We start from the raw sequence: 14,079 nt of genomic DNA on the forward strand, positions 1-14,079 counted from the left end.
CGACGGCGACGGCGAGGCCGCACGACGGCGACGGCCGGGCCGCACACCACGGCGGCCGGCCGCACCGGCCACGGCTAGCCGTACATGCGGCGCATCGCGAAGTCGACCATCTCCTCGACGGCCTTGGCGTCGAACACCATCCGGTGCTCCCCCTCCATGTCGAGCACGAAGCCGTAGCCGGTCGGCAGCAGGTCGATCACCTCGGCGCCGGTGATCACGAAGTACTTGGACTCCTTGCCCGCGTACCGGCGCAGCTCCTTGAGCGAGGTGAACATCGGGATCACCGGCTGCTGGGTGTTGTGCAGGGCGAGGAAGCCGGGGTTGTCGCCGCGCGGGCAGTAGACCTTCGAGGTCGCGAAGATCTGCTGGAAGTCCTCCGCGGCCAGCTGACCGGTGGTGAAGGCCCGCACCGCGTCCGCGAGCGAGGGCGGGGACGGCTCCGGGTAGGCCGGCGACTGCTGCCCGTATCCGCCGGACATGGGCTGCTGCGGCGGGGCGTACTGCTGCTGGGGACCCGCGGTCTGGTCGTAGCCGTACATGAGCGCAAGCGTACCGACGCCTCCGGTGTGTCCTGTCACAGATGACCGGATCGGGGTTGCTTCTTATTACCGACGGGTAGCATCATCGTAGCTACTTGCTGGTACACAGCTGACCGCTGGACCTGCTGGACGTGACTGAAGGTGCGAGGAGCAAGTGCCTCGCCGATCTCTTCCTACGGAGCCGTCGCCATGGGGCACTACAAGTCGAATCTCCGCGACATCGAGTTCAACCTCTTCGAGGTGCTCGGCCGCGACAAGCTGTACGGCACCGGCCCGTTCGCGGAGATGGACGCCGACACCGCCAAGAGCATCCTCGAGGAGCTGACCCGCCTCGCCGAGAACGAGCTGGCGGAGTCCTTCACCGACGCCGACCGCAACCCGCCGGTCTTCGACCCGGAGACCAACACCGCGCCGGTCCCCGAGTCCTTCAAGAAGAGCTACCAGGCCTTCATGGACTCCGAGTACTGGCGCCTGGGCCTGCCCGAGGCCATCGGCGGCACCACCGCTCCGCCGTCGCTGATCTGGTCGTACGCGGAGCTGATCCTCGGCGCCAACCCGGCCGTGTGGATGTACTCCTCCGGCCCGGCCTTCGCCGGGATCCTCTACGACGAGGGCAACGACGTCCAGAAGAAGATCGCCCAGATCGCCGTCGAGAAGCAGTGGGGCTCCACCATGGTCCTCACCGAGCCGGACGCCGGCTCGGACGTGGGCGCCGGCCGTACCAAGGCCGTGCAGCAGGAGGACGGCTCCTGGCACATCGAGGGCGTGAAGCGCTTCATCACCTCCGGTGAGCACGACATGTCGGAGAACATCCTCCACTACGTGCTCGCCCGTCCCGAGGGCGCCGGCCCCGGCACCAAGGGCCTGTCCCTCTTCCTCGTCCCGAAGTACCTCTTCGACTTCGAGACCGGCGAGCTGGGCGAGCGCAACGGCGTCTACGCCACCAACGTCGAGCACAAGATGGGCCTGAAGGCCTCCAACACCTGCGAGATGACCTTCGGCGACCGCCACCCCGCCAAGGGCTGGCTGATCGGCGACAAGCACGACGGCATCCGCCAGATGTTCCGCATCATCGAGTTCGCCCGCATGATGGTCGGCACGAAGGCGATCTCCACGCTCTCCACCGGCTACCTCAACGCGCTGGAGTACGCCAAGGAGCGCGTCCAGGGTCCGGATCTGGCCAACTTCATGGACAAGACCGCGCCCAAGGTCACCATCACCCACCACCCCGACGTGCGCCGCTCGCTGATGACGCAGAAGGCGTACGCGGAGGGCATGCGCGCCCTCGTCCTCTACACCGCCTCGATCCAGGACGCGATCGCGGTCAAGGAGGCGAACGGCGAGGACGCCACGACCGAGCACGCCCTGAACGACCTGCTCCTGCCCATCGTCAAGGGCTACGGCTCCGAGAAGGGCTACGAGCAGCTCGCCCAGTCGCTCCAGACCTTCGGCGGCTCCGGCTTCCTCCAGGAGTACCCGATCGAGCAGTACATCCGGGACTCCAAGATCGACACCCTCTACGAGGGCACCACGGCGATCCAGGGCCAGGACTACTTCTTCCGGAAGATCGTCCGCAACCAGGGCGCCGCGCTGAACTCGCTCGCCGAGGACATCAAGAAGTTCCTCGCCCTCGGCACCGGCGGCGAGGAGCTGTCCGGCGCCCGCGAGCAGCTGGCCAAGGCCGCCGTCGAGCTGGAGGCCATCGTCGGCCTGATGCTCACCGACCTCGCCGCCACCGAGCAGGACGTCAAGAACATCTACAAGGTCGGGCTCAACACCACCCGCCTGCTGATGGCCTCCGGCGACGTGATCGTCGGCTACCTGCTCCTGAAGGGCGCCGCGATCGCCGCCGAGAAGCTGCCGACGGCCTCCGCCAAGGACAAGGCCTTCTACACCGGCAAGATCGCCGCGGCCAAGTTCTTCGCCGCCACCGTCCTGCCCGGCGTCACCCTGGCCCGCAAGGTCGCCCAGGGCGTCGAGCTGGACCTGATGGAGCTGGACGAGGCGGCCTTCTGAGCCCGTCCGTCACCCGCGCGACCCCGTGAGCGGGCCGTTCCCGGACCCTTCGTCCGGGGGCGGCCCGCTCCGCGCGTTCCTATGCTGGACAGCGGAAGGGAACCGCGCATGGGTACCGCGCAACCGCGATCCGAGACGCCCGGCGGCCCGCCCCGCACCGGCCCGCCCGACACCGGGCAACCGGACGCCGGCCGGCCCGGCAACACCGGTCTGCCCCACGCCGGCCCACCCGACGCCGGCCATCCCGAGGCCGGGCCACCCGACGCCGGCCGACTTGGCGACACCGGTCGGCCCGGTACCGGTCGGCCCGGTACCGATCGGCCCGGTACCGATCGGCCCGGTACCGATCGGCCCGGCCCCGGCCTGCCCCGCGCCCGCGCGGCGGCCGCGCGGGACGCCTGGGCCGACGCGTACCGGGTCCTGAGCGGCCTGCCGCCCGAGGGGCTCTCCCCCGACGACCTCTGCCTGCTCGCCGACGCCGCCTGGTGGACCGGGCACGGTGACGAGTCCCTCGCCGCCCGTGTCAAGGCGTACTCCGGTTACGCCGCGGCCGGCGCCGCCCGCTCCGCCGGGCGCACCGCGTGGATGCTGTTCTACGACAACCAGGACGTCGGGCGCCCCGGCGCCGCGAGCGGGTGGCTGCGCCGGGCCCGGCAGCACCTGGACGGCCTGCCCCAATGCCTGGAGCACTGCTACACCGCCTGGAGCGACGCCGAGGAGGCCTCCGCACGCGGCGACCTGGAGGCGGCACTGGCCGCCGCACGGCGGATGACGGCGATCGCCCGCGCCCACGACGGCCGCGATCTGCTCGCCATGAGCCACCAGGTGCACGCCGGCGTCCTGCTCGACCACGGCCGCACCGCCGAAGGGCTGGCCCGGCTCGACGACGCGATGTGCGCGGTCACCGCCGACGAGCTGAGCTCGCTGTTCACCGGATGGATCTACTGCCTGGCGCTGACCCGGTGCATGGCCGCCGCCGACCTCGGCCGGGCCGTCGAATGGAGCGAGGCGGCGATGCGCTGGTGCGCGGACCACTCCGTCCACAACCCGTTCCGGGGGCTGTGCCGGATGCACCGTGTGCAGGTGCTCGACCTGCGCGGCGACTGGCCGGGCGCCGTGGCGGAAGCGGCCCGGGCCTGTGGCGAGACGGGCCTGCACGACGCCGAGATCAGCGCCGAGGCCCACTGCATCGCCGGAGACGTCCACCGGCGGCGCGGCGATCCGGCCGCCGCCGAGACGGAGTACGCCCGCGCCCACGCCCTCGGCCGCACGCCGCAGCCCGGGCTCGCCCTGCTGCGGCTCGCCGAGGGCCGCGCCGAGCAGGCCGCCACGGCCCTGCGCCTCGCCCTCGGCGACGCGCCCGACGGCAGCGGGCCCGGGGGAGCCTTCGGCCGGGCCCGGTTGCTGGCCGCGCTGGTCGAGGTGGAGCTGGCGGTGGGCAACGCCGTGGCGGCCCGGGCGGCGGCGGACGAGCTGCACGGGCTCGCCCACGCGCACTCGTGTGACCCGACGGAACCGGACCCGCCCCTGCTGTGCGCGCTCGCCGACACCGCCCTCGGCGCCGTGGCCCTCGCCGGCCACCTGGACGGCTCCCCGCCGCAGGAGGCCCGCCGCCCCCTGTGCCGGGCCCTCGCCACCTGGCTGGAGCTGGGCGTGCCGTACGAGGCGGCACGGGTACGGATGCTGCTCGCCGCCGCCGACCGGGCCGTCGGCGACCACGAGGGCGAGATGCTGGAACTGCGCGCGGCCCACGCGGCCTTCACCGCGCTGGGCTGCGCCCCTGACGCCCGCCGCGCCGCCGCGCTCCTGGCGCGGTCCCCGGCGTCCGGCCCCGCCCTGCCCGCCGGGCTCTCGGCCCGTGAGGCGCAGGTGCTGCGCCTGGTCTCGGCGGGCCGGACCAACCGCGAGATCGCGGCCGAACTCTGCATCAGCGAGCACACCGTCGCCCGCCACCTGAACAACATCTTCGCCAAGCTCCAGGTGACCTCCCGGTCCGCCGCCACCGCGTTCGCCTGCGCCCACGGCCTCGCGTGACGCCGGCACCACGGCGCACACCGCGTCCCGAACCGCCCGACGGGCCGTCCCACCCGATGAGCCGTCCCGCCCCACGGGCCGTCCCACCCGATGAGCCGTCCCGCCCCACGGGCCGTCCCACCCGATGAGCCGTCCCGCCCATCGGCGCCGTCGGTGCGAATGGGCGATCCGGTCGATGCCGGGCGCCGGTGCCGACGCCTACAACAGAGGCATGGGCGGCACCGCCCTCTCCCCCCGGGGCCCGCGTCCCGGACCCACGAGGCCCGCGGTCCACCGCCCGGCCCGCCCGGCGGAGGTACGCGCTCCGCGCCGCCCGCCATGCTCCACGAGGTGTCCGCGCCATGACCGATCTCATCCCCTCCTCCCTCACACCGTCGCTCGGCCCGCTGCACGACAGCGTCCGGGGTGACGTCATCGACCCCGCCGACCCCCGCTACGACCGGGCCCGCCGGGTCTACAACGCGCTGCACGACCGCCGTCCGGCCGTCGTCGTCCGCCCGGTCGACGCCGCCGACTGCGCGATCGCCGTGACCTTCGCCCGGGAGCGCGGACTGCCGCTCGCGGTGCGCGGTGGCGGCCACTCCGCCGCCGGACACGGCACCTGCGACGACGGCCTGGTGCTCGACCTGTCCCGGATGCGCGCCGTACGCGTCGACCCCGAACGGCGCCTGGCACACGCCCAGGGCGGCTGCACCTGGCGGGACGTCAACCCGGCGACGTACGCACACGGCCTGGCCACCACCGGAGGTGTCGTCTCCTCCACCGGTATCGCCGGCCTCACCCTCGGCGGCGGCATGGGGCACCTGGCCCGCCGCTGCGGGCTCACCTGCGACAACCTGACCGCCGCCGAGGTCGTCACCGCCGACGGCACCCTGGTGCGCTGCGACGCCGAGCACGACGCCGAGCTGTTCTGGGCGCTGCGCGGCGGCGGCGGCAACTTCGGTGCCGTGATCTCCTTCAGCTACCGGCTGCACCCCGTCGCCGACATCCTCGGCGGCCCCACCTTCTACCCCCTGGACGGCGATGTCGTACGGCGCTGGCGGGAGCTGGTCGCGGACTCCCCGGAGGAGTTCAACACCATCCTCGCGGTGGTGCTCGGTCCACCGGTGCCGTTCCTGCCGGAGCCCTGGCACGGACGTCCGGTGTGCGGGGTGCTCACCTGCTTCAGCGGCGACGAGGAGGCGGACGACCGCGTCCGCGCCCGGCTCACCGGACTCGGCCCGGTCCTCGGCCAGGCCGTGCGGCGGATGCCGTACCCGGTGATCAACACCCTGTTCGACGAGCAGCTGCCCCCGGGGCTGTACCACTACTGGAAGGGCGCGTTCAGCCGGGAGATCACGGACGCCGCCATCGGCGTCCACCTGACCTACGGACGCACCCTGCCGTCGATGGAGAGCGACACGATCGTCTTCCCCATCGACGGCGCCTGCCACCGGGTCGGCCCCGGGGACACCGCCTTCGCCTACCGCGACGCGGCCTTCTCCACCGGGTACGGACCGAGCGTGGCCGACCCCTCCCACCTCGCCGAGGACATCGCCTGGTGCCGGGAGTACGACGCCGCCCTGCGCCCGCACACCCTCGACGCCGGTTACGTCAACTTCCTCAGCGGCGACGACCAGAGCCGGGTCCGCGCCAGCTACCGCCAGAACTACGACCGGCTGACGGCCGTCAAACGCCGCTACGACCCCGGCAACCTCTTCCGCCTGAACCACAACATCGCCCCGTGAGCGGACGCGGGGACCGCGGGCGGGCCCTCACCGGCGCCGGAGACGGGAAGCGGGCCCGGGTCCGTCGTTAAGGTGAACCCATGAGCGAACCTCCCCGCTTCGACCGCGGCCACACCGACGACCTGATGTCCTTCCTGGCGGCGAGCCCCACGCCGTACCACGCCGTGGCGGGCGCCGCCGAGCGGCTGGAGAAGGCCGGCTTCCGGCAGGTCGCCGAGACGGACGCCTGGGACGGGACGGCCGGCGGCAAGTACGTGCTGCGCGGCGGTGCGATCGTGGCGTGGTACGTCCCCGAGGGCGCCCGGCCGCACACCCCCTTCCGGATCGTCGGCGCGCACACCGACTCCCCCAACCTGCGCGTCAAGCCGCGGCCCGACAGCGGGTCGCACGGCTGGCGCCAGGTCGCCGTGGAGGTGTACGGCGGGCCGCTGATGAACTCCTGGCTCGACCGCGATCTGGGCCTGGCCGGCCGGCTGACGCTGCGCGACGGCTCCACGCGCCTGGTCAACGTCGACCGGCCGCTGCTCCGCGTCCCCCAGCTCGCCATCCACCTGGACCGCACGGTCTCCTCGGAGGGCCTCAAGCTGGACAAGCAGCGCCACCTCCAGCCCGTCTGGGGCCTCGGCGACGACGTCCGCGACGGCGACCTCATCGCCTTCCTCGAGGAGACCGCGGGCATCCCGGCGGGCGAGGTGACCGGCTGGGACCTGATGGTGCATTCCGTCGAGCCGCCGGCGTACCTGGGCCGCGACAAGGAGCTGGTGGCCGGCCCGCGCATGGACAACCTGCTCTCCGTCCACGCGGGCACCGCCGCGCTGGCCGCGCTGGCCACGGCCGACCGGGGCCTGTCGTACATCCCCGTCCTGGCCGCCTTCGACCACGAGGAGAACGGCTCCCAGTCGGACACGGGCGCCGACGGTCCGCTGCTCGGCACGGTCCTGGAGCGCTCGGTGTTCGCCCGGGGAGGCTCCTACGAGGACCGGGCGCGGGCCTTCGCCGGCACCGTCTGCCTGTCCTCGGACACCGGCCACGCCGTGCACCCCAACTACGCCGAGCGCCACGACCCGACGCACCACCCCCGCGTCAACGGCGGCCCGATCCTCAAGGTCAACGTCAACAACCGCTACGCCACGGACGGTTCGGGCCGCGCGGTGTGGGCCGCCGCCTGCGAGAAGGCGAACGTGCCCTTCCAGTCCTTCGTCTCCAACAACTCCATGCCCTGCGGCACCACGATCGGCCCGATCACCGCCGCCCGGCACGGAATCCGCACCGTCGACATCGGCGTGGCCATCCTGTCGATGCACAGCGCCCGGGAGTTGTGCGGCGTCGACGACCCGCATCTGCTCGCGAACTCGCTGGTGGCGTTCCTGGACGGCTAGCCGGGACGCGGCCCGCGAGCGGCCGGACCCGTGGGGGAACGGCCCGCCGCGGCATGGGGGTTGACACCGGGGGTACCCGACCGGAACCGGATCGGCCGGAGAGCCCGGCGCGATCGGACCGACAGGGAGGCGACACTCATGGGCCTCGGCGGGTGCATCATCCTCATCGCCGTGGGAGCCATCCTCACGTTCGCGACCGACTGGGACATGCGGGGCGTCAATCTCGACCTGGTCGGCGTCATCCTGATGATCGTCGGCCTGATCGGCGTCGCGACCTTCAGCAGCATCGCCCGGCGCAGGCGCGTGGTGGTGCCGCCGACCACCCCGGTCGTCGAGGACCCGGCGGCTCCCCACACCCACCGCCGCGACGGCTACAGCGACGGCTACGGCGTCTGACGCCTGCGGAGCGCACGATGTTCGCGGTGCCTACGGTGCCTTCAGTGCCCACGGTCACGGTGCTTACGGCAGGTCAGGCGTCCATCCCCGCCAGCACCAGCGGCAGCCGGTCCGCGCCGCCCTCGGTGAGGCGGACCGGCACGCCCCAGTCCTGCTGGTGCACATGGCAGGCCGGGTACTCTCCCCCGGTCTTCGACTGGGAGGTGCCCCCAGCCGGGTCGTCGTCGCAGGACGCCGCCATCGCGGAGACGTGCAGGACGCCCTCCCCGACGGCGGGGTTCAGCTCCAGGGCGCGGGACAGCTCGGTTCCCGCGCCCTCGCCGTGCAGCAGCAGCTCGGGCGGGGTCGCCGACACCAGCAGCCGCGTCGACGGGCCGTACCGCGTGTCCAGCTTCTGGCCGGCCGGCGCCTCGAAGACCACGTCCAGCCGCAGCGCGCCCGGGGCCACCTCGGTCGCCTCCCGTCGCGTGCGGTGGGCGACGGCCTCGACGCGCACCGCCTCCTCCGGCAGCCGGAGCCGGGTCAGCCGGTGCCGGGCCGACTCGACGACCACGACGTCCCCGCCGACGAGCACCGCGTCGCTGGGCTCGCGCAGATCGGTGGCGAGGGTGGTCACCTCACCGGTCGCCGGGTCGTAGCGGCGCAGCGCGTGGTTGTAGGTGTCGCTGACGGCCACCGAGCCGTCCGGCAGCGCCGTCACCCCCAGCGGATGCTGGAGAAGGGCCTGTCCCGCGGCGCCGTCGCGGTGGCCGAAGTCGAACAGCCCGGTGCCGACGGCCGTGTGCACCGCTCCGTCGCCGTCCACCCAGCGCAGGGCGGACGTCTCGGAGTCGGCGAGCCACAGTCGCTCGGGCGTCGCCGCGAGCCCGGACGGCTGCGCGAACCACGCCTGGTCGCCGGGGCCGTCCACCAGCCCCTCGTTGGTCGTGCCCGCCGTGGCCGCGACCTCGCCGGTGGCCGGGTCGTACGCCCACAGCTGGTGGACGCCGGCCATGGCGATCCATACCCTGCCCTGCCACCACGCGACGTCCCACGGCGAGGAGAGGCTGACCTCGCGGGCGGGCCCACGGGTGGGCTCCCCCTGCATCCACTGGCGGCCGGTGCCGGCCAGGGTGGTCACCTCGCCGGTGGCGGGGTCGAGGCGCCGCAGGGCGTGGTTGACGGTGTCGGCGACGACCACGGAGCCGTCGTCGAGCAGGGCGAGACCCTGCGGTTCGCTGAAGGCGGCGGTGCCGGCCGGGCCGTCCGCGAAGCCCCGGGCGCCGGAACCGATGCGCCGCACGACGCTCTCCCCGTCCTGGGCCAGCTCCACCAGCTGGTGCCGGGTGGTGTCGCTGACCAGGAACGTCCCGGAGGGCAGCAGGAGGGCCTTGCCGGGGAAGCGGAGCGTGGTCGGCTCCGGCTCGGGCGCCACGTACGGGCCGTCGCCGCGGCGCAGGGTGCCCTTCGCCTCGTGCTCGGCCTCCAGCTCCTCGACCAGCCGCTCGATCGCGTGCGCGTGCCCCTCCCCGGCGTGCTGGGCGACGACGTACCCCTCCGGGTCGATCACGACCAGTGTGGGCCAGGCCCGCACCGCGTACTGCTTCCAGGTGGCCAGCTCCGGGTCGTCCAGCACGGGGTGGTCCACGCCGTACCGCTCGACGGCGTCGACGACGGCGCCGTGCTCGGCCTCGTGGACGAACTTCGGCGAGTGCACCCCGACGATCACCACGGTGTCGCGGTGCTTGTCCTCCAGTTCGCGCAGTTCGTCCAGGACGTGCAGGCAGTTGATGCAGCAGAAGGTCCAGAAATCCAGGACGACGATGCGTCCCCGCAGGTCGGCGAGGGTGTACTGCTTCCCTCCCGTGTTCAGCCAGCCGCCCTTGCCGACCAGCTCGGGGGCTCGGACACGGACGCGCCGCGGGGCCGGCGCCGGGGATGAATCGCTCATGGATCAAGAGTGCCACCCGCCACCGACAACCGGACGAGCGCCCGCCCCGGTGGTCACCGGACGGGCCCCCGGCCGGTCATCGGCCCAGCGTGTGCCCTGTCATCAGCCCAGCGTGTGCCCTGTAGTCGCGTCCACATGGTCCGGTACCTCGTCGTGCCGGTCGCCCACCGTGAGGGTGCCGGTCGGCTCGAACAGCAGGATGGCCGTGGGGGCGGGGGCGTACGGCTTGTGTTCCGTGCCGCGCGGGACCGTGAAGACCGCGCCCCGCGGCAGGACCACCGTGCGCTCGCCGGCCGCCTCGCGCAGGGCGATGTGCAGTTCCCCGTCGAGGACGAGGAAGAACTCGTCGGTGTGGTCGTGCACGTGCCAGACGTGCTCGCCCTCGACCTTGGCGACGCGGACGTCGTAGTCGTTGACGGCGGTGACGATGCGAGGGCTCCACTCCTCGTCGAAGGAGGCCAGCGCGGCGGCGAGCGAGATCGGTTCCCGTGGCGTCGAGATCGGATCCCGGGTCGTCGAGGTCGGCTCCTGAGGCGTCGGGATCGGTTCCTGGGTCATGCGGTCATCCTCGGGGTACCGCGCGCCCCGCACGAGTGCTAGGAATCGCACATGCCGCAAGGAACCTCTCACTCCTCCTCGGCCGCGCGTCCGCACCGCGTGGCGGTGATCGTCGACGAGGGCACCAACCCGTTCGAGGTGGGTGTCGCCACCGAGCTGTTCGGGCTGCCGCGACCCGAGCTGCGGCTCGACGGACCGCTGTACGAGGTGACGTTGTGCACGCCGGAGCCCGAGGTGCGGATGAACCACGGCTTCTTCACCCTGACCGGCGTGCCGGGCCTGGAGGCGGCGGACGACGCCGACACCCTCGTCGTACCGGGCCGTCCCGACAACGTCGTCCCCCGCGGGGAGGCCGTCCTGGACGCGATCCGCCGCACGCACGCGCGTGGCGCCCGCGTGGTGAGCTTCTGCACCGGCACCTTCGCCCTCGCCGAGGCCGGGCTGCTTCAGGGGCGCCGGGCGACGACCCACTGGATGTGGGCGGAGTCCTTCCGCGCGCTGCACCCGGAGGTCGTGCTCGAGCCGGACGTGCTCTTCGTGGACGAGGGCGGGATCCTCACGGCCGCGGGCAGCGCCGCCGCCCTCGACCTGGGTCTCCACCTGTGGCGGCAGGACCACGGCGCCGAGATCGCCAACGCCGTCTCGCGGCGGCTGGTGTTCGCCGCGCACCGGGACGGCGGGCAACGCCAGTTCGTGGAGCGGCCGGTGCCGGAGGTGCCCGACACCTCGCTGGCACCGGTACTGGCGTGGGCGCAGGAGCGGCTGGACCGTCCGCTGACGGTCGCGGACCTGGCGGCCCGCGCCTCGGTCTCCCCGGCCACGCTGCACCGGCGCTTCCACGCCCAGCTCGGGACGACGCCGCTCGCGTGGCTGACCGCCGAGCGCGTGACCCTCGCGCGGCGGCTGATCGAGCGCGGGGAGGAGCGACTGGACGTGGTGGCGGCCCGGTGCGGGCTGGGCACGGCCGCGAACCTGCGGGCCCGGCTGCGGCGGGAGACGGGGCTCAGCCCGTCGGCCTACCGGCGGCGTTTCGGACCGGGGGCGGGGGAAGCGATCACCGCATGAGATTCCTCGTGTACGACCGGCTCCTCGGCTTCGGCGACGACTACTGGATCGAGGACGACCAGGGGAACAAGGCGTTCCTCGTGGACGGCAAGGCGATGCGGCTGCGGGACACCTGGGAGCTGAAGGACGCCCGGGGCCGGGTGCTGATCGACATCCACCAGAAGATGTTCGCGCTGCGGGACACCATGGTGATCCAGCGCGGCGGCGAACCGCTCGCGACCATCCGGCGCAAGCGGCTGTCGCTGCTGCGCAACCACTACCGGGTGTCTCTCGCCGACGGCAACGAGCTGGACGTCAGCGGCAAGATCCTCGACCGCGAGTTCGCCATCGAGTACGACGGTGAGCTGCTGGCGGTGGTGTCGCGGCGCTGGCTGACGCTGCGGGACACCTACGGCGTCGACGTCGTCCGGGACGACGCCGACCCGGCGCTGCTGATCGCGCTCACGGTCTGCGTGATCCACCTCGCGGAGAAGGAACGGGAGGACGACGACTGACGCCGGACGCTCCACGCCCCCGGTGACCGGCGACGTGACCCGCGCCGGAGGTGACGCCCCGGCGTGGTTCACCGTCACAGGTCACCGGCGCGGCGGTTCCAGGCCCAGCACACGGTCCTTCAGGGCCGGGAACTGCTCGCGGGTCGTCGCGACCTTCGCCGGGTCGAACTCCACCGTGAGGACCTCCTCGCCGGAGCCGGCCTCGGCCAGCACCTCGCCCCACGGATCGACCACGATCGAGTGACCGGCCTGCGGAACTCCGGCGTGCGTCCCGGCCGTTCCACACGCGAGGACGAACGCCTGGTTCTCCACCGCCCGCGCCTGAGCCAGCAGCGTCCAGTGGGACCGGCGGCGCTCCGGCCAGCCCGCCGGGACGACGAGGGTCTCGGCACCGGCGGCGACGAGACCGCGGAAGAGTTCGGGGAAACGGAGGTCGTAACAGGTCGCCACGCCGAGGGTCGTCCCCGGCAGGCGTACGGTCACCAGCTCCCGCCCCGCCCCCATCAGCACGGCCTCGCCCTTGTCGAAGCCGAAGCGGTGGATCTTGCGGTAGGCGGCGGCCAGCTCACCGGAGGGGGAGAAGACGAGAGAGGTGTTGTAGAGGGCGCCCTCGCCCGCGGAGCCGTCCTCGGACGGCGCGCGCTCGGGGACCGACCCGGCGTGCAGCCACACGCCCGCGTCGCTCGCCGCCTTGGCCATCGTCTCGAAGGTCGGCCCCTGAAGCGGCTCGGCCTCGGCGGCGAAGGCCTCGTAGGCGAACGCGCCGGTGGTCCACAGCTCCGGCAGCACGACGAGATCGGCGCCCGCCTGGTCCCGGACGAGCCCGGCCGCGCGGCTGCGGCGCGATTCGACCGATTCGTCCTCGTCCACGGCGATCTGGATCAAAGAGGCGCGCACACTACCACCGTCCTGGCATTCGAGCCGTCAACATGGCCTTCCCCACAGGCTGCCACCCGGGCCCTACGATCGTCACACGAAAGCACTGCCAGGGTGCCGCGGGGCAGCGTAACTTAACGTCTCAAGACGCCCGCCGACTGCAGCCACCGCCACCTCCCACTGGCACCGCCGCCACAACCTGCCCGTGTACCGACCGCCGAGGGGTCCCGTTCCGTGAGTCTGCATCCCACCCTCCAGCCCTACGCCGACGCCTGGACTCACTCCATCGAGGCGATATCCGAGCTGGTCCAGCCGCTTGCGGAGGCGGAGTGGAACCGCCGGACACCGTGCCCGGGCTGGTCGGTGCGCGACGTGGTCTCCCACGTCATCGGCCTGGACTGCGAGATGCTCGGCGACCCGCGCCCCATCCACACGCTCCCGCGCGACCTCTTCCACGTCACCAACGACCACCAGCGGTACATGGAGATGCAGGTCGACGTCCGCCGCCACCACACGGCGCCCGAGATGACGTCCGAGCTGGAGTACACGATCATCCGCCGCAACCGCCAGCTGCGGAACGAGTCCCGCGACCCCGGCACCAAGGTGCGCGGCCCGCTCGGCGTCGAACTGACGCTGGAGGAGTCCATGCGCCGGCACGCCTTCGACGTGTGGGCGCACGAACAGGACCTGCGCACCGCCCTCGGCCGCCCGGGCAACCTCGACTCGCCCGGCGCCCACGTCGCCCGCGACGTGCTGCTCGCCGAACTCCCGCGCATCGTCGCCGAAGAGGCGAGCGCGCCCCGCAGCTCGGCCGTCGTCGTCGACGTGCACGGCCCGGTCGAGTTCCTGCGCACGGTCCGCGTCGACATCCAGGGCCGCGGCACCCTCGAAACGGCCCCCGCCCTCGGCCCGGCCGTCACCCTCACCCTCGACTGGGAGACCTACGTCCGTCTGGCCTGCGGCCGGGTGACGCCCGAGGCGGTCACCGACCGTGTGAAGACGGAGGGCGACCAGGACCTGGCGTCGGCGATCCTGAGAAACTTCACGGTCACCAAGTAGACGCGG

At 72.9% G+C, this 14,079-nt stretch carries 12 protein-coding genes; 8 read left to right on the forward strand and 4 right to left on the reverse strand.

The annotated features are described in order from the left end of the window. Positions 1 to 74: 74 nt before the first annotated feature. Complete coding sequence (locus tag ACZ45Q_RS09565) at positions 75 to 539, reverse strand: SseB family protein (protein WP_468257347.1); 465 nt, start codon at positions 537 to 539, stop codon at positions 75 to 77. 189 nt (positions 540 to 728) lie between these two features. Between ACZ45Q_RS09565 and ACZ45Q_RS09570 the strand changes: the two genes are divergently transcribed. From ACZ45Q_RS09570 to ACZ45Q_RS09590, 5 genes are all read left to right on the forward strand, one after another. Further along, positions 729 to 2,555 carry an acyl-CoA dehydrogenase gene (locus ACZ45Q_RS09570; protein WP_468257350.1) on the forward strand — a complete coding sequence of 609 codons (1,827 nt, stop codon included), beginning with the start codon at positions 729 to 731 and terminating at the stop codon, positions 2,553 to 2,555. 108 nt (positions 2,556 to 2,663) lie between these two features. Then, positions 2,664 to 4,589, forward strand: coding sequence for a LuxR C-terminal-related transcriptional regulator (locus ACZ45Q_RS09575; RefSeq protein ID WP_468257353.1), 1,926 nt, complete (start codon positions 2,664 to 2,666; stop codon positions 4,587 to 4,589). A gap of 341 nt (positions 4,590 to 4,930) precedes the next feature. Then, complete coding sequence (locus tag ACZ45Q_RS09580; RefSeq protein WP_468257356.1) at positions 4,931 to 6,316, forward strand: FAD-binding oxidoreductase; 1,386 nt, start codon at positions 4,931 to 4,933, stop codon at positions 6,314 to 6,316. A gap of 80 nt (positions 6,317 to 6,396) precedes the next feature. After that, the gene (locus ACZ45Q_RS09585) at positions 6,397 to 7,695 is read left to right on the forward strand and encodes a M18 family aminopeptidase (protein WP_468257359.1); all 1,299 of its coding nucleotides are present in this window, start codon (positions 6,397 to 6,399) and stop codon (positions 7,693 to 7,695) included. A 138-nt stretch (positions 7,696 to 7,833) separates the two neighbouring features. Next, a complete protein-coding gene (locus ACZ45Q_RS09590; RefSeq protein ID WP_468257362.1) occupies positions 7,834 to 8,091 on the forward strand; it encodes a DUF6458 family protein in 258 nt (85 codons plus the stop codon). A 73-nt stretch (positions 8,092 to 8,164) separates the two neighbouring features. Here the strand turns inward: ACZ45Q_RS09590 and ACZ45Q_RS09595 are convergent, their stop codons facing one another. Then, positions 8,165 to 10,021: an NHL domain-containing thioredoxin family protein gene (locus ACZ45Q_RS09595; protein WP_468257364.1), complete on the reverse strand. Its 1,857-nt coding sequence runs from the start codon at positions 10,019 to 10,021 to the stop codon at positions 8,165 to 8,167. A gap of 102 nt (positions 10,022 to 10,123) precedes the next feature. Continuing rightward, positions 10,124 to 10,579: a cupin domain-containing protein gene (locus ACZ45Q_RS09600; protein ID WP_468257367.1), complete on the reverse strand. Its 456-nt coding sequence runs from the start codon at positions 10,577 to 10,579 to the stop codon at positions 10,124 to 10,126. Positions 10,580 to 10,630: 51 nt separating this feature from the next. Between ACZ45Q_RS09600 and ACZ45Q_RS09605 the strand changes: the two genes are divergently transcribed. Continuing rightward, positions 10,631 to 11,644 (forward strand): GlxA family transcriptional regulator, encoded by a 1,014-nt coding sequence (locus tag ACZ45Q_RS09605; protein ID WP_468257370.1) that lies wholly within the window; start codon positions 10,631 to 10,633, stop codon positions 11,642 to 11,644. Further along, a complete protein-coding gene (locus tag ACZ45Q_RS09610; RefSeq protein ID WP_468257372.1) occupies positions 11,641 to 12,138 on the forward strand; it encodes an LURP-one-related/scramblase family protein in 498 nt (165 codons plus the stop codon). The genes ACZ45Q_RS09605 and ACZ45Q_RS09610 overlap by 4 nt, the downstream gene beginning before the upstream one ends. Positions 12,139 to 12,219: 81 nt before the next feature. Here ACZ45Q_RS09610 and ACZ45Q_RS09615 read toward each other — a convergent pair whose 3' ends face one another. Then, the gene (locus ACZ45Q_RS09615) at positions 12,220 to 13,035 is read right to left on the reverse strand and encodes a carbon-nitrogen family hydrolase (RefSeq protein WP_468257375.1); all 816 of its coding nucleotides are present in this window, start codon (positions 13,033 to 13,035) and stop codon (positions 12,220 to 12,222) included. A gap of 213 nt (positions 13,036 to 13,248) precedes the next feature. Here ACZ45Q_RS09615 and ACZ45Q_RS09620 point away from each other — a divergent pair, with 213 nt between their 5' ends. After that, positions 13,249 to 14,073, forward strand: coding sequence for a maleylpyruvate isomerase family mycothiol-dependent enzyme (locus ACZ45Q_RS09620; RefSeq protein ID WP_468257378.1), 825 nt, complete (start codon positions 13,249 to 13,251; stop codon positions 14,071 to 14,073). Positions 14,074 to 14,079 lie beyond the last annotated feature (6 nt).

Source organism: Streptomyces sp. NPDC031049, assembly GCF_055571015.1.